22 protein-coding genes and 1 tRNA gene are annotated in these 20,247 nt (G+C 67.6%); 18 read left to right on the top strand and 5 right to left on the bottom strand.

Annotated elements, in window-relative coordinates; all coding sequences use genetic code 11:
* Positions 1-5: 5 nt before the first annotated feature.
* Entirely contained in the window at positions 6-911 is a 906-nt protein-coding gene (gene ubiA / locus J2X06_RS00750) for a 4-hydroxybenzoate octaprenyltransferase (RefSeq protein ID WP_310056998.1), read from the bottom strand.
* A 131-nt stretch (positions 912-1,042) separates the two neighbouring features.
* Between ubiA and J2X06_RS00745 the strand changes: the two genes are divergently transcribed.
* The 7 genes from J2X06_RS00745 (at position 1,043) to J2X06_RS00715 (ending at position 6,802) form a co-directional block, all read left to right on the top strand.
* Positions 1,043-1,119: transfer RNA gene (locus tag J2X06_RS00745), tRNA-Arg, on the top strand.
* Between the two features lie 133 nt (positions 1,120-1,252).
* Positions 1,253-1,768: a c-type cytochrome gene (locus J2X06_RS00740; protein ID WP_310056996.1), complete on the top strand. Its 516-nt coding sequence runs from the start codon at positions 1,253-1,255 to the stop codon at positions 1,766-1,768.
* Between the two features lie 147 nt (positions 1,769-1,915).
* The gene (locus J2X06_RS00735) at positions 1,916-3,649 is read left to right on the top strand and encodes an ExeM/NucH family extracellular endonuclease (RefSeq protein WP_310056993.1); all 1,734 of its coding nucleotides are present in this window, start codon (positions 1,916-1,918) and stop codon (positions 3,647-3,649) included.
* 48 nt (positions 3,650-3,697) lie between these two features.
* Positions 3,698-4,396, top strand: a complete 699-nt coding sequence (locus tag J2X06_RS00730; protein ID WP_310056988.1) for an alpha/beta hydrolase — start codon at positions 3,698-3,700, stop codon at positions 4,394-4,396.
* Positions 4,393-5,520, top strand: a complete 1,128-nt coding sequence (zapE, locus tag J2X06_RS00725; RefSeq protein WP_310056985.1) for a cell division protein ZapE — start codon at positions 4,393-4,395, stop codon at positions 5,518-5,520. The genes J2X06_RS00730 and zapE overlap by 4 nt, the downstream gene beginning before the upstream one ends.
* Positions 5,517-6,038: a hypothetical protein gene (locus J2X06_RS00720; protein ID WP_310056983.1), complete on the top strand. Its 522-nt coding sequence runs from the start codon at positions 5,517-5,519 to the stop codon at positions 6,036-6,038. Before zapE ends, J2X06_RS00720 begins: the two co-directional genes overlap by 4 nt.
* A 116-nt stretch (positions 6,039-6,154) precedes the next feature.
* Positions 6,155-6,802 (top strand): DUF2569 domain-containing protein, encoded by a 648-nt coding sequence (locus J2X06_RS00715; protein ID WP_310056981.1) that lies wholly within the window; start codon positions 6,155-6,157, stop codon positions 6,800-6,802.
* Here J2X06_RS00715 and J2X06_RS00710 read toward each other — a convergent pair.
* Positions 6,799-8,142 (bottom strand): APC family permease, encoded by a 1,344-nt coding sequence (locus J2X06_RS00710; protein WP_310056978.1) that lies wholly within the window; start codon positions 8,140-8,142, stop codon positions 6,799-6,801. The two genes, J2X06_RS00715 and J2X06_RS00710, sit on opposite strands and share 4 nt — an antisense overlap.
* Positions 8,143-8,384: 242 nt before the next feature.
* Between J2X06_RS00710 and J2X06_RS00705 the strand changes: the two genes are divergently transcribed.
* Both J2X06_RS00705 and J2X06_RS00700 read left to right on the top strand, forming a co-directional pair.
* Entirely contained in the window at positions 8,385-8,744 is a 360-nt protein-coding gene (locus tag J2X06_RS00705) for an MmcQ/YjbR family DNA-binding protein (protein ID WP_310056975.1), read from the top strand.
* Between the two features lie 91 nt (positions 8,745-8,835).
* Complete coding sequence (locus J2X06_RS00700; protein WP_310056973.1) at positions 8,836-10,161, top strand: M20 family metallopeptidase; 1,326 nt, start codon at positions 8,836-8,838, stop codon at positions 10,159-10,161.
* 106 nt (positions 10,162-10,267) lie between these two features.
* Here J2X06_RS00700 and J2X06_RS00695 read toward each other — a convergent pair whose 3' ends face one another.
* A complete protein-coding gene (locus J2X06_RS00695; RefSeq protein ID WP_310056970.1) occupies positions 10,268-10,909 on the bottom strand; it encodes a glutathione S-transferase family protein in 642 nt (213 codons plus the stop codon).
* A gap of 107 nt (positions 10,910-11,016) precedes the next feature.
* Here J2X06_RS00695 and queF point away from each other — a divergent pair, with 107 nt between their 5' ends.
* From queF to J2X06_RS00680, 3 genes are all read left to right on the top strand, one after another.
* Positions 11,017-11,841, top strand: a complete 825-nt coding sequence (gene queF, locus J2X06_RS00690; RefSeq protein ID WP_310056967.1) for an NADPH-dependent 7-cyano-7-deazaguanine reductase QueF — start codon at positions 11,017-11,019, stop codon at positions 11,839-11,841.
* Between the two features lie 131 nt (positions 11,842-11,972).
* Complete coding sequence (locus J2X06_RS00685; protein ID WP_310056963.1) at positions 11,973-12,281, top strand: LysM peptidoglycan-binding domain-containing protein; 309 nt, start codon at positions 11,973-11,975, stop codon at positions 12,279-12,281.
* A gap of 63 nt (positions 12,282-12,344) precedes the next feature.
* On the top strand, positions 12,345-12,836 hold the full coding sequence (locus J2X06_RS00680; protein ID WP_310056961.1) for a hypothetical protein: 492 nt from the start codon (positions 12,345-12,347) through the stop codon (positions 12,834-12,836).
* Between the two features lie 92 nt (positions 12,837-12,928).
* Here J2X06_RS00680 and J2X06_RS00675 read toward each other — a convergent pair whose 3' ends face one another.
* A complete protein-coding gene (locus J2X06_RS00675; RefSeq protein WP_310056958.1) occupies positions 12,929-13,312 on the bottom strand; it encodes a YchJ family protein in 384 nt (127 codons plus the stop codon).
* A gap of 100 nt (positions 13,313-13,412) precedes the next feature.
* Between J2X06_RS00675 and J2X06_RS00670 the strand changes: the two genes are divergently transcribed.
* Complete coding sequence (locus tag J2X06_RS00670) at positions 13,413-14,117, top strand: UPF0149 family protein (protein ID WP_310056955.1); 705 nt, start codon at positions 13,413-13,415, stop codon at positions 14,115-14,117.
* A 156-nt stretch (positions 14,118-14,273) separates the two neighbouring features.
* Positions 14,274-14,531 (top strand): hypothetical protein, encoded by a 258-nt coding sequence (locus tag J2X06_RS00665; RefSeq protein ID WP_310056952.1) that lies wholly within the window; start codon positions 14,274-14,276, stop codon positions 14,529-14,531.
* On the opposite strand, the gene J2X06_RS00660 is transcribed toward J2X06_RS00665, so the two are convergent.
* Positions 14,525-15,157: a DUF2238 domain-containing protein gene (locus J2X06_RS00660; RefSeq protein ID WP_310056950.1), complete on the bottom strand. Its 633-nt coding sequence runs from the start codon at positions 15,155-15,157 to the stop codon at positions 14,525-14,527. The genes J2X06_RS00665 and J2X06_RS00660 overlap by 7 nt on opposite strands.
* Positions 15,158-15,406: 249 nt before the next feature.
* Here J2X06_RS00660 and J2X06_RS00655 point away from each other — a divergent pair, with 249 nt between their 5' ends.
* From J2X06_RS00655 to J2X06_RS00640, 4 genes are all read left to right on the top strand, one after another.
* Positions 15,407-17,062 carry a M28 family metallopeptidase gene (locus tag J2X06_RS00655; protein WP_310056947.1) on the top strand — a complete coding sequence of 552 codons (1,656 nt, stop codon included), beginning with the start codon at positions 15,407-15,409 and terminating at the stop codon, positions 17,060-17,062.
* A gap of 79 nt (positions 17,063-17,141) precedes the next feature.
* Complete coding sequence (locus J2X06_RS00650) at positions 17,142-18,161, top strand: TIGR00266 family protein (protein WP_310056943.1); 1,020 nt, start codon at positions 17,142-17,144, stop codon at positions 18,159-18,161.
* Positions 18,162-18,312: 151 nt separating this feature from the next.
* Positions 18,313-18,882 carry an outer membrane beta-barrel protein gene (locus tag J2X06_RS00645; protein ID WP_310056940.1) on the top strand — a complete coding sequence of 190 codons (570 nt, stop codon included), beginning with the start codon at positions 18,313-18,315 and terminating at the stop codon, positions 18,880-18,882.
* A gap of 181 nt (positions 18,883-19,063) precedes the next feature.
* Positions 19,064-20,119 (top strand): patatin-like phospholipase family protein, encoded by a 1,056-nt coding sequence (locus J2X06_RS00640; protein WP_310056937.1) that lies wholly within the window; start codon positions 19,064-19,066, stop codon positions 20,117-20,119.
* The last annotated feature ends 128 nt before the right edge of the window (positions 20,120-20,247 follow it).

The raw sequence follows: 20,247 nt of genomic DNA, 5'->3' as shown, positions 1-20,247 counted from the left end.
CGATCTCAGGTCGCCGGGCCCAGCGCCAGGTCGGCCGCGATACCGGCGAACACCGCCAGCCCGACCCAATGGTTGTGCAGGAACGCGCGGAAGCAGGCCTCGCGCTGGCGGCCACGCGCTATGACGAACTCGTACGCAACCAGCAGCACCCCCACGCCGACGCCGGCCCAGTAGTACGGGCCCAGCCCGGCGCGCTGCCCGACCAGGGCCAGGGCCACGAAGAACATCGTGTACAGCACGCCCAGCGCGACCAGGTCGAGATCGCCGAACAGGATCGCCGTCGACTTGCTGCCCATGCGCAGGTCGTCGTCGCGGTCGACCATCGCGTACCAAGTGTCGTACGCGGTCGACCACAGGATGTTGGCCACGTAGAGCAGCCAGGCCAGCGGAGGCACTTCGCCGCGAACGGCGGCGAACGCCATCGGAATGCCCCAGCCGAACGCCACCCCGAGGTAGACCTGCGGCAGGTAGGTGTAGCGCTTCAGGTACGGGTAGCTGGCGGCCAGCAGCACGCCGACGAAACTGAGATAGACGGTGAGGCGATTGAGCGTGAGCACCAGTGCGAAGGCCACCAGCATCAGCACCGCGAACAGCGCCAGCGCCTCGCGGCCACGCACCGCGCCGGTCGCCAGCGGTCGGTCCTTGGTGCGCTCGACGTTCGGGTCCAGCCAGCGGTCGGCGTAGTCGTTGATCACGCAACCGGCCGATCGGGTCAGCCAGACGCCGAGGGTGAACACCACCAGCGGCCACAACGGCGGCATGCCGTCGGCGGCCAGCCACAGGCCCCACCAGGTAGGCCACAGCAGCAGCAGCCAGCCGATCGGGCGGTCGCCGCGCACCAGTTGCCAATACAGCGACAGGCGCGACTTCCAGGCGGGGACGATGGGGACTTCGAAGCGTTCGTAGCTCATCTGGGGTTCGAATTGGGGTATGCGGACGCTTCCACAGGGCCGGCAGCAGCACGCGAACGCGCATTTGTCGCTAGAATGCCAGCCCCGCGTGGTATTGCCGACGAGGCCGCACTGCCGGGGTTCACAGCCAGGCGCCCGTAGCTCAGCCGGATAGAGTAGTGGCTTCCGAAGCCATTGGTCGGGGGTTCGAATCCCTCCGGGCGCGCCACTCCTGTGCCAACCGGCTGTGCCGGGCAGGGGAGCGGCTTTATACTGGCGCGCGGCCGCACCCAGTGCGGTCTCTTGTTTTGGCGTCGCGTGCCCACGTCGAGCATGCGCAATCTGGTCAGCTAGGTGGGTTTGTGCGCAATTACGACCTCGAATTCCTCAAGAAATTCTCGATGGTGATCGGCTTTCTGGTCCTGGTGACCGTCGGTCTCATGGTGGGCGCGTTTCTGATCCACAAGCAGCTGCCGGGCGAGATCAACCCGGACGTCGCCAAGCGCCAGTTGCAGCGCATCGCCCCGGTCGGCGCGGTCTATGCCGGCACCACCGGCGCCGCCGCGCAGCAGGCCGCTTCGGCCGCCGCCGCGGCCGCCGCCGCCTCGCAGGTCGCCTACGGCGGCACCACCGACGGCTCGGTGATCTTCAACAACCTGTGCACCGGCTGCCACACCTCCGGTGCCGGCGGCGCCCCGACCATGGACAAGGCCCACTGGGCCGCGCGCATCGCCCAGGGCAAGGACACGCTGCACAAGCACGCCATCGAGGGCTTCACCGGTTCCGCCGGCGTGATGCCGGCCAAGGGCGGCAACCCGGCGCTCACCGACGAGCAGGTCATGGCCACCGTCGACTGGATGATCAGCAACCTCAAGTAAGCCCAAAGGCTTACCGCTTCGACGCCGCCTCCGGGCGGCGTTGTCGTTTCTGGTGTCGCGCTTTCCCGCCACCAGTGGCAGACACATGACGCAGCACGCGCAACGGGCAGTGGCGATAATGCGCGCCTATCCTTCAGCGATCCGCCCATGCCTGGCTTCCAGATCCGCGTGCTGCCTGTCGCGCTTGCTTCCTGCCTGCTGCTGGGCTGCACCACATCGGCCTCGCGGCACGATCCGGTCACTGCGATCGGCGCCGTGCAGGGCCGCGATGCGCGCAGCCCGCGGCTCGGCCAGCAGGTGACTGTCGAAGGCGTGGTGACGGCCCTGCGGAGCGATTCCGAATCGGGGGCAGGCTGGTATCTGCAGGATGCCGGCGACGGCGACGAGTCCACCTCCGACGCGCTGTGGGTCCACGATCCCGAAGGCCTCACCAGCGTGAAGCCCGGCGACCGCGTGCGCGTCACCGGACAAGTGGCGGAGCAACCCGCCGGCGGCCAGACCCGCACCGCACTGCTACAGCCGCGGATCCAGGCGCTGGGGACAGGCACCTCGACGGCCAGCGCGATCGTCGCCACACCCGTCGACTGGGAGCGCTACGAGGGCATGTTGTTGCTAATCGACATGCCGCTGTTGCTCACCGACAGCCAGGACCTCTCCCGCCAGGGCCGCGTGCTGGCCAGCCTGGGCGAACGCCCATGGCAGGCCACCGAGCGCGCCGAACCCGGCAGCAACGAGTGGCGCGCCCTCGAACAGGACAATACGCGCCGACGCCTTTGGCTCGATGGCGGCAGCGCCGCGCCTTCGAACTTCTGGCCGACCTCGATTGGCGCGGCTCGCGCCGGCAGCCTGATCAGCGGGGCCATCGGTGTACTGGACCAGACCGGCTCCGGCTACGGCCTGCACCTCACCACGACCCCCGATCTGCACGCGGCCGCGCGACCGCAGCCGCCGCAAGTCGCCGGCGATCTGCGCGTGGCCGCGCTCAACCTGGAAAACCTGTTCAACGGCGATGGCCGCGGCGGCGGCTTCCCGACGCCGCGCGGCGCGCGCACGCCGGCCGAACTGGCCGCGCAACTGGCCAAGCACGTGGCAACGCTGCGCGGACTGGACGCCGACATCGTCGCGCTGATGGAACTGGAGAACGACGGATACGGGCCGGACTCCAGCCTGGCGGCGTTGCTGGCCGCTCTCAACGCGGACGGCAGCGACTGGCGCGCCGTCGATGCCGGCCAGGGTCCGGGCGACAACCCCATTCGCGTCGGCCTGATCTACCGCGCCAGCCGCGTGCGTCCGCAAGGGACGCCGGCGACGATGCAAGGTGGCCCGTTTGGCGCGCACAGCCGGGTGCCGCTGGCACAGGCGTTCGTGCCGGTGACTCGCGGTCGCCACGGCGGTGCGGCCCTGGTCGTGGTCGCCAATCACTTCAAGTCCAAGGGCTGCAGCGGCGCGGAAGGCGCGGACCGCGACCAGGGCGACGGCGCTGCGTGCTGGAACGACACGCGCACCCGCTCGGCGCGCCAGCTGGAAGCCTGGCTCGCCGCCGACCCGACCCATACCGGCAGCGATCTAACGCTGATCGTCGGCGATTTGAATGCCTATGCCCAGGAAACACCCGTTCGAGCGCTGGTCCAAAGCGGCTGGCGAGACGCCTTTGAGGTCGCCGGCATCCGCGATCCCTACAGCTACGTCTACGACGGTCAGCTCGGCCGGCTCGACCACGCCCTGCTGAGCCCGGCCCTGGCGGCCCGCCTGCGCGGGGCGGCGGAGTGGCATAGCAATGCCGACGAGCCGGAGACATCCGGGTACCGCGATGGCGGCGACGGCCCGTGGCGCAGCTCCGACCATGACCCCTTGCTGCTGGGTTTCGACCTGCGCCGCTGAACCACAGGATTACGGGACCTGAATGCGTCACCTCGTATGATGATCGCGATGAACCACCCAGCCTTCCCGACCGACGCCACGGCGACGCTCATGCTCGACGGCCCGGCCGGCGCGTTGGAGACGATCGTCGAAGCGGCGGAAGCGCCGCCGAGGTCGGTGGTCGCGATCGTCTGCCATCCGCTGCCCACCGACGGCGGCACGATGCACAACAAAGTCGTGACCATGACCGCGCGCGCGCTGCGCGAAAGCGGCATCACGACGGTGCGCTTCAATTTTCGCGGCACCGGCGCGTCAAGCGGCCGCTTCGACCATGGCGAAGGCGAGGCCGACGATCTGCGCGCCGTCGCAGCGTGGGTACGCGAGCGGCGTCCGGATGCGCAGCTGTGGCTCGCGGGTTTCAGCTTCGGCTCGTACGTCACGATCAAGTGCGCGGCCGAACTCAAGCCCGGCATGCTGATCTCGATCGCGCCGCCCGTGTCCGGTCGTGGCTGGGACTTCAGCACGATCACGCTGCCGGAATGCCCGTGGCTGGTAGTCCAGGGCGAAGCCGACGAGATCGTCGATCCGCAGGCCGTCTTCGACTGGATCGACAGCCTCACGCAATTGCGCCAGCCGCCCGAACTGGTGCGCATGCCCGACACCAGTCATTTCTTCCATCGCCGCCTGATCGACCTGCGCGGCGCGATCAAGCACGGCGTGCGCCCCTACCTGCCGCCGGAATTGCCGCAAGCCTCGCAAAACGCATGAACGCACTGAAAGCGGCAGCAAGCGAGCCTGGCTCGAGCCAGGCTGAAAGTCCGTCCGTCGCCTACGCCGCCGGCGTCGCGCGCGGCGAATGGAGCGACGATCGCGCGCAGCATCCTGCGCTGCGCGAACTCGACCGCATCCACGCGGCGCTGATCGATCCCCCGAAACGTGGACTGCTCGACGGGCTGCTCGGCAAGAAGCCGCAGGCGCCGATCGGCCTGTACCTGTGGGGCGGGGTAGGGCGCGGCAAGACGTTCCTGATCGATCTGTTCTACGACTCACTGCCGTTCCAGCAAAAGCGCCGCACGCATTTCCACCGCTTCATGCGCGAGGTGCATGCGCAGCTGCGCGCACACGCCGGCGAACGCGATCCACTGGTCACCATCGCCCGCGACTGGGGCCGGCAGCTTCGCGTACTGGTGCTGGACGAGTTCTTCGTCAACGACATCGGCGATGCGATGCTGCTCGGCCGCCTGCTCGAACACCTGTTCGCCGAGGGCGTGGTGCTGGTCACCACGTCCAACACAGAACCCAGGCATCTCTACAAGGATGGGCTGCAGCGCGATCGCTTCCTGCCCGCCATCGCGCAGATCGAAAAGCACTGTCGCGTGCTTTACCTGGACAGCGTGCACGACTACCGGCTGCGCGCGCTGACGCGTTCGCCGGTCTACCGCACGCCGCTGGACGCGCAATCCGACGCCTGGCTGTCGCAGCGCTGGCACGACCTCACGGCAACCTGCCCGCACGAGCAGGGCCCGTGGGTGATCGAGGGCCGTGAAATCCCTGTGCGCGGACTGGCCGAAGGCCATGCCTGGTTCGATTTCGCCGCCTTGTGCGAAGGCCCGCGGGCGGCCAGCGACTACATCGAGATCGCCACCGAGTGCCACACCGTGCTGGTCGGGGGCATTCCGTTGTTCGATGGCCTCAACGACGATCCGGCGCGGCGTTTCGTGCACCTGATCGACGAGCTCTACGACCGCCACGTCAACCTGGTCTGCACGGCCACCGCGCCGCCCCCGGCGTTGTATGCAGGCAAGAAGCTCGCGCACGCCTTCGAGCGCACGGCATCGCGACTGATCGAGATGCAGTCGGCCGAATACCTGGCCCTGGAGCACCGCGGATGATGCCGGCGCGCCGCATGCCGTGGGCTTGCAGCGCGATCATCCGGACCGTGGTGGCCGGCTGCCTGGGGGCATTGGCCGCGTGTTCTGTCGGCACGCCATCGCCGCCGCTGGAGCAGCCGTTCGCGCTTGTCCCCGATCAGCGCGTCCACGGCCGCTTCGCCGTGCGCCAGCAAGGGCTCTATGCGGTGGAACTGGTGTATCCGTTCGACAATCCGGCGCAACGCGGGCACGCCTGGAACCTGGCCGGAGGCAGTGGCCCGAAGGCGCCGGGCCCCGAGCTGACCCTACGTGTGCAGGTCGGCGAAATCCGCGATGGACGATCGAGATTGCTGCGCCACCGGGATGTAGTGAAGCCCGCGCTGACTTCGTGGAGCGGCAACGCGTTGCACAGCGAGCTGATACGCCTGCCGCTGTCGCCGGGCATCTACACCTTCGACGTCCGCGTCACCGCCGCGGCTCCGGCGTTGCGGCAACTGCCGGTGCGCATTGCCGTGCACGAGGCGTATACGGGCAAATGAGCCGTCGTCAGCTTTGCGCTGAAGCAACGGTGCGTGGCATCCGTTGACCGCCCACCTTGCCTGGCCGGCTCGGGTGCAAGTTACAGTGCGCCGACGCCAATGCCTTGGGGAAGGCCATGGATCATCACGACCCGCATCCACACAACCCGTACCAGCCGCCGCAGCTTCCACCGCGCGGCGGCCTGCAACTCGGCGACGAGCCGCTGGTATTCACGCAGACGCCGCAGCAACGCAATGCCGGTCCGCGCGGCCTGGGCGGTTGGCTGATCGTGGTCGGCATCGGCCTGGTGCTGACGCCGATCAAGAACGCGATGGTGTTGCTGACGCTGCACCTGCCGCTCTTCTCCGGCGATGCCTGGGAGCAGCTGACCAGGCCCGGTAACGAGCATTACCACCCGATGTACGGCCCGCTGATCGCCTTCGAGACCATCGGCAACGGTGCTTTCGTGCTGTCCGGACTGGCGGCGTTGGTGCTGTTCTTCAGGAAGTCGCGCCGGTTCCCGCGCTGGATGATCGCGCTACAGGTAGCGAACGTTCTGTTTGCCGTCGGTGACATGGTGCTGGGCATGCAGATACCCCAAGTCGCACAGAGCCCCGACGAGGGCGTCAAGTACATCGTCCGCGCGTCCGTGGCCGCGATGATCTGGATTCCGTACATGCTGACGTCCAAGCGCGTGCGCAACACCTTCGTTGGCCCCGTGCGGCCGGCACCGCGGATCGAACCTCGCTGGGACGATGCGGAACGATCAGCCGAAACGACCTAGCCGATGCGCAGCGCGCGCCCGCGCATCGCCGCCAGCACCGCGTAGACCACGATCAACGCGGTCAGCGACACGGCGATGGCCAGCCATTCCTTCGAGGTCAGCGTCGTCAGGATCGCGACCATCGTCAGCGTCGCCAGCGCCGGCACCAGCGGGCCGACCGGCAGCACCAGCGGTTGACCATGACCGCGCAGGTCGAGGTGTTGCGCGCGCCAGGCCGCCACGGACACCGCCGCGAACACCAGGCAGATTGCGCCGCCAGAGATCAGCGCCAGCGTTTCAAAGCTGCCGGCCACCGCCAGCGCCGCGGCGATGCCGGCGTGCGCCAGCAGGCCCAGGCGCGGCACGCGATGCTTCACATCGACCCGGCCGAACGCGCGCGGCAGGAAGCCATCGCGCCCCAGCGCGAACAGCAGACGCGAGGACGAGAACAGGTTGCCCATTAAAAAGCCCAGCATCGATACGCAAGCCGTGGCCAGCAGCAGCACGCGACCCGGCGTCCATAGCGAGCCGGCCGCATCGGCGATGGGCGCGGTGCTGCCGGCGAGCGTCGTGCCGAGCGTGCCCTGGCAGACGACCTGGATGCCGATGTAGAGCAACACGACGATCACGATCGCGCTCATCGTCGCGCGCGGCACGTGCTTGGCCGGATCGCGCACCTCGCCCGACGGAATCAGTGCGGTCTCCATGCCGGAGTAGGCAAACACCACCAGCACCAGCGACGAACCCAGCGCGCTCCACGACGGCACCGCGTCGAGCGCGAACGTGACGTGCTGCCAATCGACGAACAGCAGGCCGATCGCGGCCACCAGGAACAACGGCGTCAGCTTCAGCGTCGCCAGCAGCACGATCATGCGCGCACCCAGCTTCACGCCGAAAGCGTTGAGCGCGAACAGCACCGCATAGGTGGCCAGGATCAGCACAGCGCGCGGCCCCGGTTGCGCGAATACCGGGAGGGCGTTGGCGACCTGGCTGGACAGCGCCGCGGCGACCCCGCCGCTGGAGGCGACATTGCAGATCCACATCAACGCACCGGTGATGAAGCCGGCAAACGGGCCAAACGCGGCGGCGGCGTACGTGTAGGGGCCACCGGTCGCGGCGGCGCGGCTGCCAACCGCGGCGAAGCACAGCGCGATCGGCACGATGGCGATCGCGCCGGCCACGAACGCCAGCGGCGCCGCCGCGCCCATGCGCGAGGCCAACAGCGCCGGCAGCATGAAGATGCCGGCGCCGACGATGATGTTGATGATCGAGGCGCCGAGCTGGAACGGCCCCAGCGCGCGCACCAGCGCGGCGTCTCCCTGCAATGGCGTGATGGGCGAGGGCTGCGCGGCGTCGTTCATTCGGTGCTTGGGCGTAGAGTTCGCCGCAGGGTCGCATGCCAGCTCGACGCTGTCTAAGGACAGGCGGTAATCGCCCGGTTCCAATTTGTGGTTGACGGCACACCATGCCGTTTCGGATCGGGGCTGCTGACAGCAGGCTGTCAGCACGGGTCGGGCAAGGTGGGAGCGGTCCGGGAGGGCACCAGGCCGCTACGCTGCCGCCGCTCCTTCCGATGACTTTGCGATTCGCCCTCACAGCGCCCATGGATACCACCCGGCTCAAGGCTTTCTGCTCACGCTTTCCCGCCGCGCAGGCGAGGCGGCTCGGCGAGCCGCAGAACGTGCTGATGTACGAGGTCGGCGGCAAGACCTTCGCCTACTTCAAGACCAGCGAACCGGAGCGGTGGCGTTTCAGCTTCCGTGTCACGCCGGAGCGCTTCATTGAGCTGACCGACGTGCCCGGCATCAAGCCGGCGCGCTGGATGGGCCGCTGGCGATGGGTGAAGGTGGTGGATGTGCGGCGCGTGCCCGAGGACTACCTGCGCGAACTGGTCAGGTGGTCGTACCGCGACGCCATCGGCAAGCTGAGCCGGGCGCGTCGGCTTCAGTTGGGCGTGGAGTAGGGCCCGACAGGATCGCTCCGCCTTTGCCGACTCTGGCGTCCGCAGTTCGACATTTGCCCTTAGCATCGGACCTTCACCCGGGGAGTTGCCGATGCGCCGTTTGATCCTGCCTGCCTTGATCGCCACCTTGCTGGCGCCTGCCGCCCACGCCCAGTCGGGCGAGCGTCCAGAAGTTGCCACCGCCGCCGCCGCGGTCAAGCAGAACGTCGTGACCTGGCGTCGCGATTTCCACCAGCATCCGGAACTTTCCAACCGCGAATCGCGCACCGCGGCCGAAGTCGCCAGGCAACTGCGCGCGCTCGGCCTGAAGCCGGTCATCGGCATCGCCCATCACGGCGTGGTGGCGATCATCGAAGGCGGCAAGCCCGGTCCGAAGGTCGCGCTGCGCGCCGACATGGATGCGCTGCCGGTCACCGAGCAGGTCGACCTGCCGTTCGCATCGAAGGTCACCACTACCTTCCGCGGCGAGACGGTCGGCGTCATGCACGCCTGCGGCCACGACGCCCACACCGGCATCCTGCTCGGCATCGCCAAGTCGCTGGTGAAGATGAAGGCCGACCTCCCGGGCTCGGTGATGCTGGTGTTCCAGCCCTCCGAGGAAGGCGCGCCCGACGGCGAGGAAGGTGGCGCCTCGCTGATGCTGAAGGAAGGCCTGTTCAAGGACTTCAAGCCCGACGCGGTGTTCGGCCTGCACGTGTTCTCGACCTTGCCGGCAGGCCAGATCGGCGTGCGCCAGGGTCCGCTGATGGCGGCCTCCGACAAGTTCACCATCAAGGTGAAGGGCCGGCAGACGCACGGCTCGCGCCCGTGGGGCGGCGTCGACCCGATCGTCACCGCGGCCGACGTGATCGAAAGCGCGCAGAGCATCGTCAGCCGCCGCACCGACATTGCCAGGCTGCCGGCGGTGGTCAGCTTCGGCTCGATCAAGGGCGGCATCCGCTACAACATCATTCCCGACGACGTCGAGCTGGTCGGCACCATCCGCACGTTCGACGAAGGCATGCGGCAGAAGATCTTCACCGACCTGAAGAACGTCGCCGAGCACGTCAGCCTAGCCAACGGCGCCACCGCCGAAGCCAGCGTGCCCGATCGCGACGGCAACCCGGTCACCTACAACGACCCGGCGCTCACCGCGCGCATGCTGCCGAGCCTGAAGGCCGTGGTCGGCGATGCCAACGTCATCGAGCCGCCGCTGCAGATGGGCGCGGAGGACTTCTCGTTCTACGCCAAGGAAGTGCCGTCGATGTTCTTCTTCGTCGGAGCGACCGCGCCGGGCATCGATCCGGCCACCGCGCCTGGCAACCATTCGCCGAAGTTCGCGCTCGACGAGTCCTCGCTCGACATCGGCCTGCGAGCGCTGCTGCAGGTGACGCTGGATTACCTGCATGCGCCGACGGCTACGGTGTCGCAGCGTTGATGGCGGTTTGCGCGTCCGGTGGGTTCGCGCTTGACGAGTAAATAGGCCGTCATCCCCGCGCAGGCGGGGATCCTGCCGTGACCGTTCCCGGGCCCGGACGACCTGCTCATCCCAGTTCGTTCACCGAATGCGGATCGATCGAATACGGATGCATCTGCGCCAGATGCCCCGGTTGCGATCGCACGCGTTCGATCCAGGCCAGAAAACGCGGGTACGCAGTGAGATCGAACCCCGCTTCGGCGGCCACGCTGCCGTAGGCGAACACGGCGATGTCGGCGATGGTGTAGGCATCGCCGGCGATGAAATCGCGCGTGGACAGCTCGCCTTCGAGGATGGCCAGCGAATTCAGCCCCGCACCGCGCTTGGCCTCGACCAGCACCGGCGCGCGGCGCGGCAGCTTGCCGGTCAGCGTCCAGTGGCGCAGCGCGCCGATCTGGCTCTCGATGCGCTCCTGCTCGAACGACAGCCATTGCCAGACCCTGCCGCGACCGTAGGCATCGTTCGGCAGATAGCGCGTGCCGTCGGCCAGGTACATCAGGATCGCATTGGACTCGGCCAGCGCGCGGCCATCGTCCAGCACGATCGCCGGCACCGTGCCGGTGGGGCTGATCGCGCGGTACTGCGGCGTGCGGCCCTCGCCTTCGAAGATGCTGACCAGTTGCGTGCGGTAGGGCCGCTCCAGGTGTTGCAGCAGCTGGCGCACTTTCCAGGCGTTCTGCGAGGGGAGGTAGTCGTACAGGGTGAGCATGGTGCGAGTCCTGGGGTGCGGATTGCGGGCAGTCTCCCGCGAAGGCCGTTACGGGAATATCCGTTCCTTGCACCGGCCCTGACCCGCCGCGCGGGTAAAATCGCCGGATGACCCACCAGGACCTCCCCCTCGGCCGCCACGTCGACTACCCCCGCGAGTACGACGCCGCCCTGCTGTACCCGATTCCCCGCGCGCTCGGTCGCGGGCACATCGGCATCGACGACGATTCCTTGCCGTTCACCGGCGTGGATCGCTGGCATGCCTACGAGCTGAGCTGGCTCGACGGTCGCGGCAAGCCGCGCACCGCGACCGCCACCCTCACCGTGCCGGCCAGTTCGCCGAACCTGGTCGAGTCCAAGTCGCTCAAGCTCTATCTCAATTCATTCAACGCTACGCGGTTCGAGAACGACGAGGCGGTGCGCACGCGCATCGCCGACGATCTTTCGCGTGCCGCGGGCGCACCGGTCGACGTCGCCTTCGGCCTGCCGCCGATCGACGAGAGCGCCGCCGGCAACGCGGTGCTGGAATGCATCGACAGCCTCGATGTCGACATCGACGACTACGGCCCGCCCAATGCCGACCATCTGGCCATCGACGGCGAGCGCATCGTCAGCGAAACCCTCACCAGCGCGCTGCTGAAATCCAACTGCCCGGTCACCGGCCAGCCCGACTGGGCGCGCGTGGTGATCGCCTACCGCGGACCCCAGCTCGACCGTGCGGGACTGCTGCGCTATCTGGTCTCGTTCCGCGACCACGCCGAGTTCCATGAGCAATGCGTGGAACGCATCTTCGGCGACCTGATCACGCACACACGTCCGCAGCAGTTGTCGGTGGAAGCGCGCTACACGCGTCGCGGTGGACTGGACATCAATCCATGGCGCGCCACTCCGGGCACGCCCCATCCGGTGGCCGGACGCGACGAGCGTCAGTGATCGACAGACACCCGCACGCCGCAGGAAAACGCCGGCAAAACGGGGTTTGCGGCAATCACAGATTCACAATGCTTCCTTAACAGGAGGCGTGTCATGGTGCCCCCGCCATCAGGGCAAGGAGCACCCAACCCATGACGACACCAGACAAGAAAGCCGATTTCTCCGGCGTCACCAGCAAAGTCGACACCACCGCCGAGAAAGTCGAGAAGGCCGATTTCTCGGGCGTGACCGCCAGCGTCGACACCACCGCCGAAAAAGTGGCGCCTGCCGAGCAGACCTACACCGTAGTGAAGGGCGACACGCTTTCGCACATCGCCAAGCAGTTCTATGGCAAGGCGAACAAGTGGAACGCGATCTTCGAAGCCAATCGCGACCAACTCGACGACCCGGACAAGATCCAGCCGGGCCAGGTGCTGAAGATTCCCTCGATCGAAGACTGACATCGCGGCCTGCAACGGGCCGCATTGCGCTCGTTTACTGCAAGCATTTCAAGGAGTGATTCCATGTTGATCCGCAACCGAACCCAATACGTCCTGGCCGCGGCGCTGTTCGCTTCACTGGCCGTGGTGGGCTGCAAGAAGAAGGAAGAGCCCGTCGCCGTCACGCCGGCGCCCGCGCCAGTCGAACCCGCCCCGATGCCGCCGGCTGAGCCGGCGCCGATGCCGGCTGCCGTCACGGTCAGCTCTGTCACGCTGGGCACGGCCGCAGGGGCCGACAAGAAGATCGCAACGCCGATGACGACGTTCAAGCCGTCCGACAAGATCATCGTTTCGGTCGCCACCGATGGCACTGCGAGCAACGCCGAGGTCGCCGCCAAACTCGTCTATCAGGACGGCCAGACCGCTGGCGAGCAGAAGCAGATGCTCAATACCACCGGCATGGAAACGACCAACATCGAATTCGCCAACGCCAAGCCGTGGCCGGCCGGCAAGTACAGGGCCGAGGTCTCGTTGAACGGCACGGCCGCACAGGCGACCGAGTTCGAGGTCAAGTAATCCCGGTTCTTACCGCCGAAGGCGGGCAGGCAAGGGCGCGGCTCAATGCCGCGCCCTTTTTTGCGTGTCCGCGCATGGCTCGCTGCGCCGGCTTACCGCATCGGAAACGTCCCATCCACGTAATACCAGCGGCCTTCCTCGCGGACGAAACGGCTGATCTCGTGCAGGCGCACGGCAGGCGCCCCGCCGGTCCTGTAGCGGGCAACGAACTCGACGATGGCGCTGTCTGGCCCGGTGACGGCATGCCGCTTCACTTCCAGTCCAAGCCAGCGGGTGGCGGTCGCATCGCCCAGGTCCAGCCCGGCGGGCCGCGTGTCCGGGTGCCAGGTCGCCATCAGGTAATCCACGTTGCCCAGCGCATAGGCGCTGTAGCGCGAGCGCACCAGGGCCTCGGCGGTATCCGCGACCCCGCCCGCGTGCAGACGTCCGCAACAGTCGGCGTAGGGACGATCGGATTGGCATGGGCAGGCGGTCATGGGATGGGTCGTGGTCCGTATGTGAACGCGGCAAGTCGAATTCTCGGCGAGAGCACGCCCATGCGACTACCATGACGCCCCCCGCAATGCCGAGCCGCTCATGAAAGCCCCTGCCTACCTCGACGATCAGCAGATCGAACGCCTGGCCGAGTTGCTGGAGCAGCGCGCGGTGCCGTTCAAGGGCTTCAATCTGGAAGCGCTGGACGGCTACCTGTCCGCGCTGGCGGTCGCTCCAGAGGAGGTGCCGTTCGAGCAGTGGCAGGGCCCGGTTTGGGGCACGCCGCCACGCTGGAAGGACGAAGACGAGCGCGTCGAGGTCGAGGCGCTGCTGCAGGGCCACTGGAACATGGTCAGCCAGCGCGTGCGTCACGGCGACGACGACTTGCCCGACCACCTGGCTCCGTTGTTGTGGCTGCCCGAGGAGCCGGAACAGGAGCAGGAAGACGAGCTGGACGTAGGCCGCGACTGGGCGTTCGGTTTCTTCCGCGGCGTCGAGCTGGGCGAGATCGCCTGGGACAAGTGGCTGGACGAGGAGGAGTGGATCGACGAGATCTTCCTGCGGTTCGACCGGTTGGCCAGCGGCGAGGTGCTCGGTGAAGACCCTGAACAGCCCGGGACGCCGATCAGCTACCGCGAGCGGCTGGAGATCATCGCCTCGCTGCCGGACATGCTGGCCGACCTCCACCAACACCGCATCCAGGCCCTGACGCCGCGCGAGCCGATCCGCCGCGAGGCGACGCCGGACCGCAACGCGCCTTGCCCCTGCGGCAGCGGCAAGAAGTACAAGAAGTGCTGCGGGGCGTGATCGTTCACCGCCCGCCGGGCTGAACGCTTCACGTCGAACATTTGGGATTACGGTCACAAATCTGGCCTTGCGGCCGGATCCGTGCGATCTTGCGCGCCACCGCTGCCGGGCCCTGTGCCCGCCGCCGGCTCAAGCCGTCCGCCACCTTAAGAATCCATGCTACGCACCAAGTTCTTCGTCGCCCCCGTCGGCGACCAATGGGAAGTCGCCTGCACCCTGCGCGGCCACCCGACCACCCGTCACGCCAGCCGCTTCGCCGCGCTGCACACCGCCAGGCTCACCGCGCAGGATCTGTGGACGGAGCAGCGCGTCGCCTGCGAAGTGCTGATCGACGAGGACGATGGCCAATGGCACCCGGCCGCCCGCTTCGGTGAACTGCTGGACCTGGGCCGCGACCTGGCCTGGAGCTACTGAAGTCCGATCTGGCGGTCGTGCAGCCGCGACCAGAGCAACAGCGATAGCGCTGCGCCGCACAGGCACAGGAACATGTCCCACTGCGTGTCCCAGACATCGCCCTGCGTGGCGAGGAACGCATCGGCCTGCGCGCCATACACCAGCGCCGCCCACCACTCGATCAACTCGAACAGGGCGCTGAAGCTCAACGCCGACGCGAGCACGAGATAGACCAGCCAGCCGCCACGTCGAAGCGCCGTACAGCGCAACAGCAGCTCACGGGCCAGGATCGCCGGCACGAAGCCCTGCATGAAGTGGCCGACGCGGTCCCACGGATTGCGCACCAGCCCGAACGTGTCGCGCATCCAGAACCCCAGTGGCGTTTCGGCATAGGTGTAGGCGCCGCCGTAGATCAGCACCAGCGCGTGCGCGGCGAGCAGCCAGCACAACAGGCGCGTCAGCGGGAAGCGCGACCACGTCAGCATCACCAACGGCAAACCGACGATCACCCACACCACTTCCATGAACCACGTCAGGCGGTCTTTCGGGGCGACGCCGGAGATCAATAGTGCACCGGCCACGATGGCGACCAGCAGCCACGTTTCGATTCGCGATGGAGGGCGGGCGATCGATGCGGTCGTGGTCATGGCAATCCCTTGGATGACGTCATCCCAGCATAGCGACCTTCCAGCGGCTCTCCCGCTTGCTCGCGCAGGTGGGGATCCATGGTTCGGCGATGCTGACTTCCATGGGGCGGTAAAGGTGGAGTCCCGCCTACGCGGGATGACGACCCGTCAGATCCCATGGCCCGCGGCAGTGCGAAGCCTGATCGCCATTTGGCCTGCCCGGACGGCGGTGCTAGCGTCGCCGCATTCCACCCGACTGGATTCCTGCCCATGCGCACTGTCGCGCTTCCCGTGTTTCTCATCCTGCTCGCCGCCTGCCAACGCACCACCGCGCCGGCACCGCCCACGCCACGCGAAACCTACGACGCCAACGCAGGCGCGGACGCGCGGCGCATCGAGGCCGATGTCCGCTTCCTCGCCGACGACCTGCTCGAAGGCCGCGAAGCCGGCACGCGTGGCTACGACCTGGCCGCGCTGTATGTCGCGCAGCGCTACCGCGCGATCGGCCTGGCGCCGGCCGGCGACGACGGCAGCTATTACCAGCGCGTGCCGATGCTGCGCGGCGTGCGCGTGGATAACGGCGGCGAGTTGCTGATCCTTCGCGATGGCTCGCAGCAGTCGTTGGCTTTTCGCGAGCAGTTCCTGCCGGCCGTGAATTTCAACGAAAGCGATGCGCGCATCGAGGCACCGGTCGTGTTCGTGGGGCAGGGCGTGTACGCGCCGGAGCTCAAGCAGGACGATTTCGCCGGGGTCGATGTCAAAGGCAGGATCGCCGTGCTGTTCGGCGGTGCGCCCGCGCGCTTCGACAACGACCGGCGCGCGTTCTACTCGTCCACCCGCACCAAGAACGAGGAGCTCGTCCGCCGCGGCGCCATCGGCGTGATCCAGGTGCAGACCGACGACGAGGAAAAGCAATCGCCCTGGACTCGCGCCGCCAGCAACTGGAGCAGGCCGTCGATGCGGCTGCGCGCTCCCGACGGCAAGGGCCTGGATACTTTTCCACAGCTGCGCGTGACCGCCAACGTCAGCGCTGCGAGCGCGGCCGCCCTGTTGTCGGTCGCCGGCCACGACGCCGCCAAACTTTTCCAGGACATGCGCGACGGCAAGCTTCGGGCGTTCGACCTTCCCGGCACGGTCCGCCTCTCGGCGCGCACCACGATCACGCCAGTCGAGTCGCGCAACGTCGTGGCCCGTCTCGAGGGGAGCGGGAGGAAGGACGAGCATGTCGTGTTCAGCGCCCACCTCGACCACGTCGGCGTCGGCGCTCCGGTCGCGGGCGATGCCATCTACAACGGCGCACTCGACAACGCCCTGGGCATCGCCGTGATGCTGGAGGCGGCCAATCGCCTCGCCCACGAGGCGCCTGCGCAGCGCTCGCTGCTGTTCGTCGCGGTGACCGCCGAGGAGAAGGGCCTGCTCGGCGCGACGTGGTACGCGCAGCATCCGACGGTGCCGCGCGAATCGATGATCGCCAACGTCAACATGGACATGCCGGTGCTGCTGGCGCCCACCCGTGACGTGGTGCCGATCGGCCTGGAGCACTCGACGTTGCAGCCTCTGGTGCAGCAGGCAGCGAAGGAGGCCGGCGTGGAACTGTCGCCGGATCCGCAACCGGAGGAGACGGTGTTCGTGCGCAGCGACCAGTACGCTTTCATTCGCGCCGGCGTGCCCGCGGTCTATCTCACCGGTGGTTATCGAGGCCGCGACGGCGAGGACGTCAAGGAAATCAACAAGGCGTTCCTGCACCAGCGCTATCACCAGCCCGGCGACGACGTCTCGCAACCGATCCAGTACGGCGATGCCGCCCGCCTGGCGCTGCTCAACGCCCGCATCGGCCGACAGATCGCCGATGCGCCCGAGCGCCCGAGCTGGAATGCCGGTGACTTCTTCGGCGAGAAGTTCGGCCAGGCCGCCAGCACGCAGTGATGACCTCCGGCCGATGCCCCGTCATGGGGCATCGCTACACTCGCGACTTTCCTTGCCGACTCCCCCAAAGGACACCGCCATGACCCAGTGGTATTTCGTATCCCCCGGCAGCACCCAGCGCATCGGCCCGCTCGATCCGGACGCCGCGCAGGCGCATGCGCGCTCGCATTCCAACGACCTGTGCTGGCGAGAGGGTCTGTCCGGGTGGCAGGTGGTCAAGTCGATGCCGGAATTCGCCGATGCCGTCGACACCACGCCGCCGGTGCTGCCGCCGCTGCCGTCGCCGGCGAGCCGCCGCAGCGACGACATCGACTACCGCATCGTCGGCAACGACATGCAGTTCGTCGAGGTCGAACTCGATCCCGGCGAGAGCGCGATCGCCGAAGCCGGTGCGCTGATGTTCAAGGACGCCAGCGTGCAGATGGACACGGTGTTCGGCGACGGTCGCCACACCGGCCAGGGCGGCGGCTTCATGGACAAACTCATGTCGGCCGGCAAGCGCGTGCTGACCGGAGAAAGTCTGTTCACCACGATGTTCACCCATACCGGCAGCGGCAAGGCCAAAGTCGCCTTCGCCGCGCCGTACCCGGGCACCGTGCTGGCGATGAAGCTCGACGAGCACGGCGGTCGCCTGATCTGCCAGAAGGACAGCTTTTTGGCCGGCGCGCGCGGCGTGTCGGTCGGCGTGTTCTTCCAGCGCAAGATCCTCACCGGCCTGTTCGGCGGCGAGGGCTTCATCATGCAGAAGCTCGAAGGCGACGGCTGGGTGTTCGTGCACGCCGGCGGCACCGTGGTCGAGCGCGAGTTGCGCGCCGGCGAACGCCTGGATGTCGACACCGGCTGCGTGATGGCGTTCCACGACACCGTGTCGATGGACGTCAAGGCGGTCGGCGGCATCAAGAGCATGCTGTTCGGTGGCGAAGGCGTTTTCCTCGCAACGCTGGCCGGACCGGGCAAGGTCTGGCTGCAATCGCTGCCGTTCTCGCGCATGGCCGGTCGCATGCTGGCGGCGGCGCCGCAGGGTGGCGGGCAGAACCGCGGCGAAGGTTCGGTGCTCGGTGGACTCGGCCGCATTCTCGACGGCGACAACAGCTTCTGAGTTTCCTGTTGCTCCCTTGATTGCGCGGTTGCAGCGGGCGTTCGAAGTTGTGAATTCCCGCCTGCAATCCACATCGTCTCGTTGACACACGGGGGCGCGGCCTGCATGGTGCCGCCCGTCCATTGACGGACACATCCGATTGGGGGATCCAATGAAGCATGCTGTTTCGCTCGCCTGCGCCCTGGCGCTGGGAGCACTGTCCGCGCCTGCGCTCGCCGCTGAAGCCCAGGGGCATCAGGGTTTCGTCCGCGCCGAGATCGGCAACACCGACGTTGATACGACCATATCGGGCGGCGGGCCCACCATCAGCGAGGACGACACCACCGCCGGATTCGGCGGCGGCTACTGGTTCAACGCCAACTTCGGCGTCGAAGGCAATTACCACCTGCTGTACAACCGCGAGCTCAGGGGCGACTACGCGCTGGACATTTTCAGCCTCGCGGCGGGCGTGGTGGCCAAGCAGAACTTCGGCGCCGATGGCAACGGCTTCTTCATCGGCGGCCGCGCCGGCATCGCGTACGTCGTCGAACAGGTCCGCGACGACTTCTTCGACGTCGAGGACGACGAGACCTCGACCAAGCCGTACTACGGCGTGAACCTGGGTTACGACTTCAACCGCCACTTCGGCCTGGGCCTGAACTACACCCGTTACCAGGCTGACTTCGAATTCGTCGAGATCGATGCGGACGTCCTGTCGGTGAGCGGCGAATACCGCTTCTGATCTGTGTTTCGTGACCGGACGACGGCCGCCCCGGGCGGCGGTCGTCCGTTTCGGCGCGTGATTAATGGGACGGACTTCCCGGGGCATGAATCGCCGCCGCCCGGGCCTGCTTTCCGGCGCCAACGCGGGCTTCCGGACCGGCTATGCTGCGCGCCTTATTCGCCGTCCACCCGCCCGCTCCATGAATCCGTTCCGCCGGCTGCGCCTGCCGCTGTTGTCCGCCACCGCCCTGATGCTGCTCGCCTGCGGCAGCGGCGAAACCGTCAAACCGACGCCCCCACCGCCGGCCCAGACCGTCGCGCCGGTGCCACCTCCGAAGGTCCATATAGGCATCGCGCTGGGCGGTGGCGCGGCCAAGGGCTTCGCCCACATCGGCGTGATCAAGATGCTGGAGGCCAACGGCTTTCAGCCCGAAGTCGTGTCCGGGACGAGTGCCGGCAGCGTGGTCGGCGCGCTGTACGCCAGCGGCATGGACGCTTTCCAGATGCAGCAGACGGCGTTCTCGCTGGATGAGGACAGCATCCGCGACGTCAGCCTGTTCTCCGGTGGCGTGGTGAAGGGCCAGAAGCTGCAGGATTACGTCAACCAGCTGGTCGGCCAGCGCAAGATCGAGGGGCTGCGCAAGCCGTTCGCGGCGGTGGCGACCGAACTGGAAACCGGCAAGCGCATCTTCTTCGTGCGCGGCAACACCGGCCAGGCGGTGCGCGCGTCCAGCAGCATCCCCGGCGTGTTCGAACCGGTCGCGATCGGCAAGTCGCACTATGTCGACGGCGGCGTGGTCAGCCCGGTGCCGGTCGATGCCGCGCGCCAGCTCGGCGCCGACTTCGTCATCGCGGTCGACATCTCCGGCAAGGCCAGTGGCAAGAACCCGGGCAGCGTGCTGGGCAACATCAACCAGTCGATCACGATCATGGGACAGAAGCTCGGCCAGCAGGAGCTCGCCCGCGCCGACGTGGTGATCCGCCCGCAGGTGCTGGAGATCGGCGCGGCCGATTTCGAGCAGCGCCACAACGCGATCCTGCAGGGCGAGAAAGCGGCGCTGGCGGCGATGCCGCAGATCCGCGCGAAGATCGCACAGTTGCAGAAGTCGCGGCTCGATGCCGCCACTGCTGCGGCGACGGCCAAGGCGCGCGCGGAAGAGGCCGCCCGCATCAAGGCGCAGTGCGCGCAGGCCGACAAGGGTTGGACGAGCATGCTCAAACGCGATGATCCGGCCTGCGCTGGCGTGACGAACTGACGCCGTATCGGAAGGCCAAGACGCCCGCCTGGATCAGGCGGGCGTTTTTGTTTCCGGCGATGTGAAGATCCCGCGCGGGTGCGATCACGTCGTCAACCGTCAAGACGCGTTTCAATGCCGTGAAGGTG

It is taken from the genome of Lysobacter niastensis, assembly GCF_031457115.1.
Classification (GTDB): domain Bacteria; phylum Pseudomonadota; class Gammaproteobacteria; order Xanthomonadales; family Xanthomonadaceae; genus Lysobacter_J; species Lysobacter_J niastensis_A.
The sequence above is the reverse complement of the archived record's forward strand: the minus strand, read 5'-3'. Positions and strand labels throughout refer to the sequence as shown.

Excerpts from the sequence above, each read along its gene's own strand:
- J2X06_RS00695 (WP_310056970.1), bottom strand. The coding sequence starts at position 10,909 with ATGCTCACCCTGTACGACTACCTCCCCTCGCAGAACGCCTGGAAAGTG.
- J2X06_RS00645 (WP_310056940.1), top strand. The coding sequence starts at position 18,313 with ATGAAGCATGCTGTTTCGCTCGCCTGCGCCCTGGCGCTGGGAGCACTG.
- J2X06_RS00650 (WP_310056943.1), top strand. The coding sequence starts at position 17,142 with ATGACCCAGTGGTATTTCGTATCCCCCGGCAGCACCCAGCGCATCGGC.
- J2X06_RS00720 (WP_310056983.1), top strand. The coding sequence starts at position 5,517 with ATGATGCCGGCGCGCCGCATGCCGTGGGCTTGCAGCGCGATCATCCGG.
- J2X06_RS00700 (WP_310056973.1), top strand. The coding sequence starts at position 8,836 with ATGCGCCGTTTGATCCTGCCTGCCTTGATCGCCACCTTGCTGGCGCCT.
- J2X06_RS00730 (WP_310056988.1), top strand. The coding sequence starts at position 3,698 with ATGAACCACCCAGCCTTCCCGACCGACGCCACGGCGACGCTCATGCTC.
- zapE (WP_310056985.1), top strand. The coding sequence starts at position 4,393 with ATGAACGCACTGAAAGCGGCAGCAAGCGAGCCTGGCTCGAGCCAGGCT.
- J2X06_RS00735 (WP_310056993.1), top strand. The coding sequence starts at position 1,916 with ATGCCTGGCTTCCAGATCCGCGTGCTGCCTGTCGCGCTTGCTTCCTGC.
- J2X06_RS00655 (WP_310056947.1), top strand. The coding sequence starts at position 15,407 with ATGCGCACTGTCGCGCTTCCCGTGTTTCTCATCCTGCTCGCCGCCTGC.
- ubiA (WP_310056998.1), bottom strand. The coding sequence starts at position 911 with ATGAGCTACGAACGCTTCGAAGTCCCCATCGTCCCCGCCTGGAAGTCG.
- J2X06_RS00705 (WP_310056975.1), top strand. The coding sequence starts at position 8,385 with ATGGATACCACCCGGCTCAAGGCTTTCTGCTCACGCTTTCCCGCCGCG.
- J2X06_RS00685 (WP_310056963.1), top strand. The coding sequence starts at position 11,973 with ATGACGACACCAGACAAGAAAGCCGATTTCTCCGGCGTCACCAGCAAA.
- J2X06_RS00660 (WP_310056950.1), bottom strand. The coding sequence starts at position 15,157 with ATGACCACGACCGCATCGATCGCCCGCCCTCCATCGCGAATCGAAACG.
- J2X06_RS00670 (WP_310056955.1), top strand. The coding sequence starts at position 13,413 with ATGAAAGCCCCTGCCTACCTCGACGATCAGCAGATCGAACGCCTGGCC.
- J2X06_RS00675 (WP_310056958.1), bottom strand. The coding sequence starts at position 13,312 with ATGACCGCCTGCCCATGCCAATCCGATCGTCCCTACGCCGACTGTTGC.
- queF (WP_310056967.1), top strand. The coding sequence starts at position 11,017 with ATGACCCACCAGGACCTCCCCCTCGGCCGCCACGTCGACTACCCCCGC.
- J2X06_RS00665 (WP_310056952.1), top strand. The coding sequence starts at position 14,274 with ATGCTACGCACCAAGTTCTTCGTCGCCCCCGTCGGCGACCAATGGGAA.
- J2X06_RS00680 (WP_310056961.1), top strand. The coding sequence starts at position 12,345 with ATGTTGATCCGCAACCGAACCCAATACGTCCTGGCCGCGGCGCTGTTC.
- J2X06_RS00715 (WP_310056981.1), top strand. The coding sequence starts at position 6,155 with ATGGATCATCACGACCCGCATCCACACAACCCGTACCAGCCGCCGCAG.
- J2X06_RS00640 (WP_310056937.1), top strand. The coding sequence starts at position 19,064 with ATGAATCCGTTCCGCCGGCTGCGCCTGCCGCTGTTGTCCGCCACCGCC.
- J2X06_RS00710 (WP_310056978.1), bottom strand. The coding sequence starts at position 8,142 with ATGAACGACGCCGCGCAGCCCTCGCCCATCACGCCATTGCAGGGAGAC.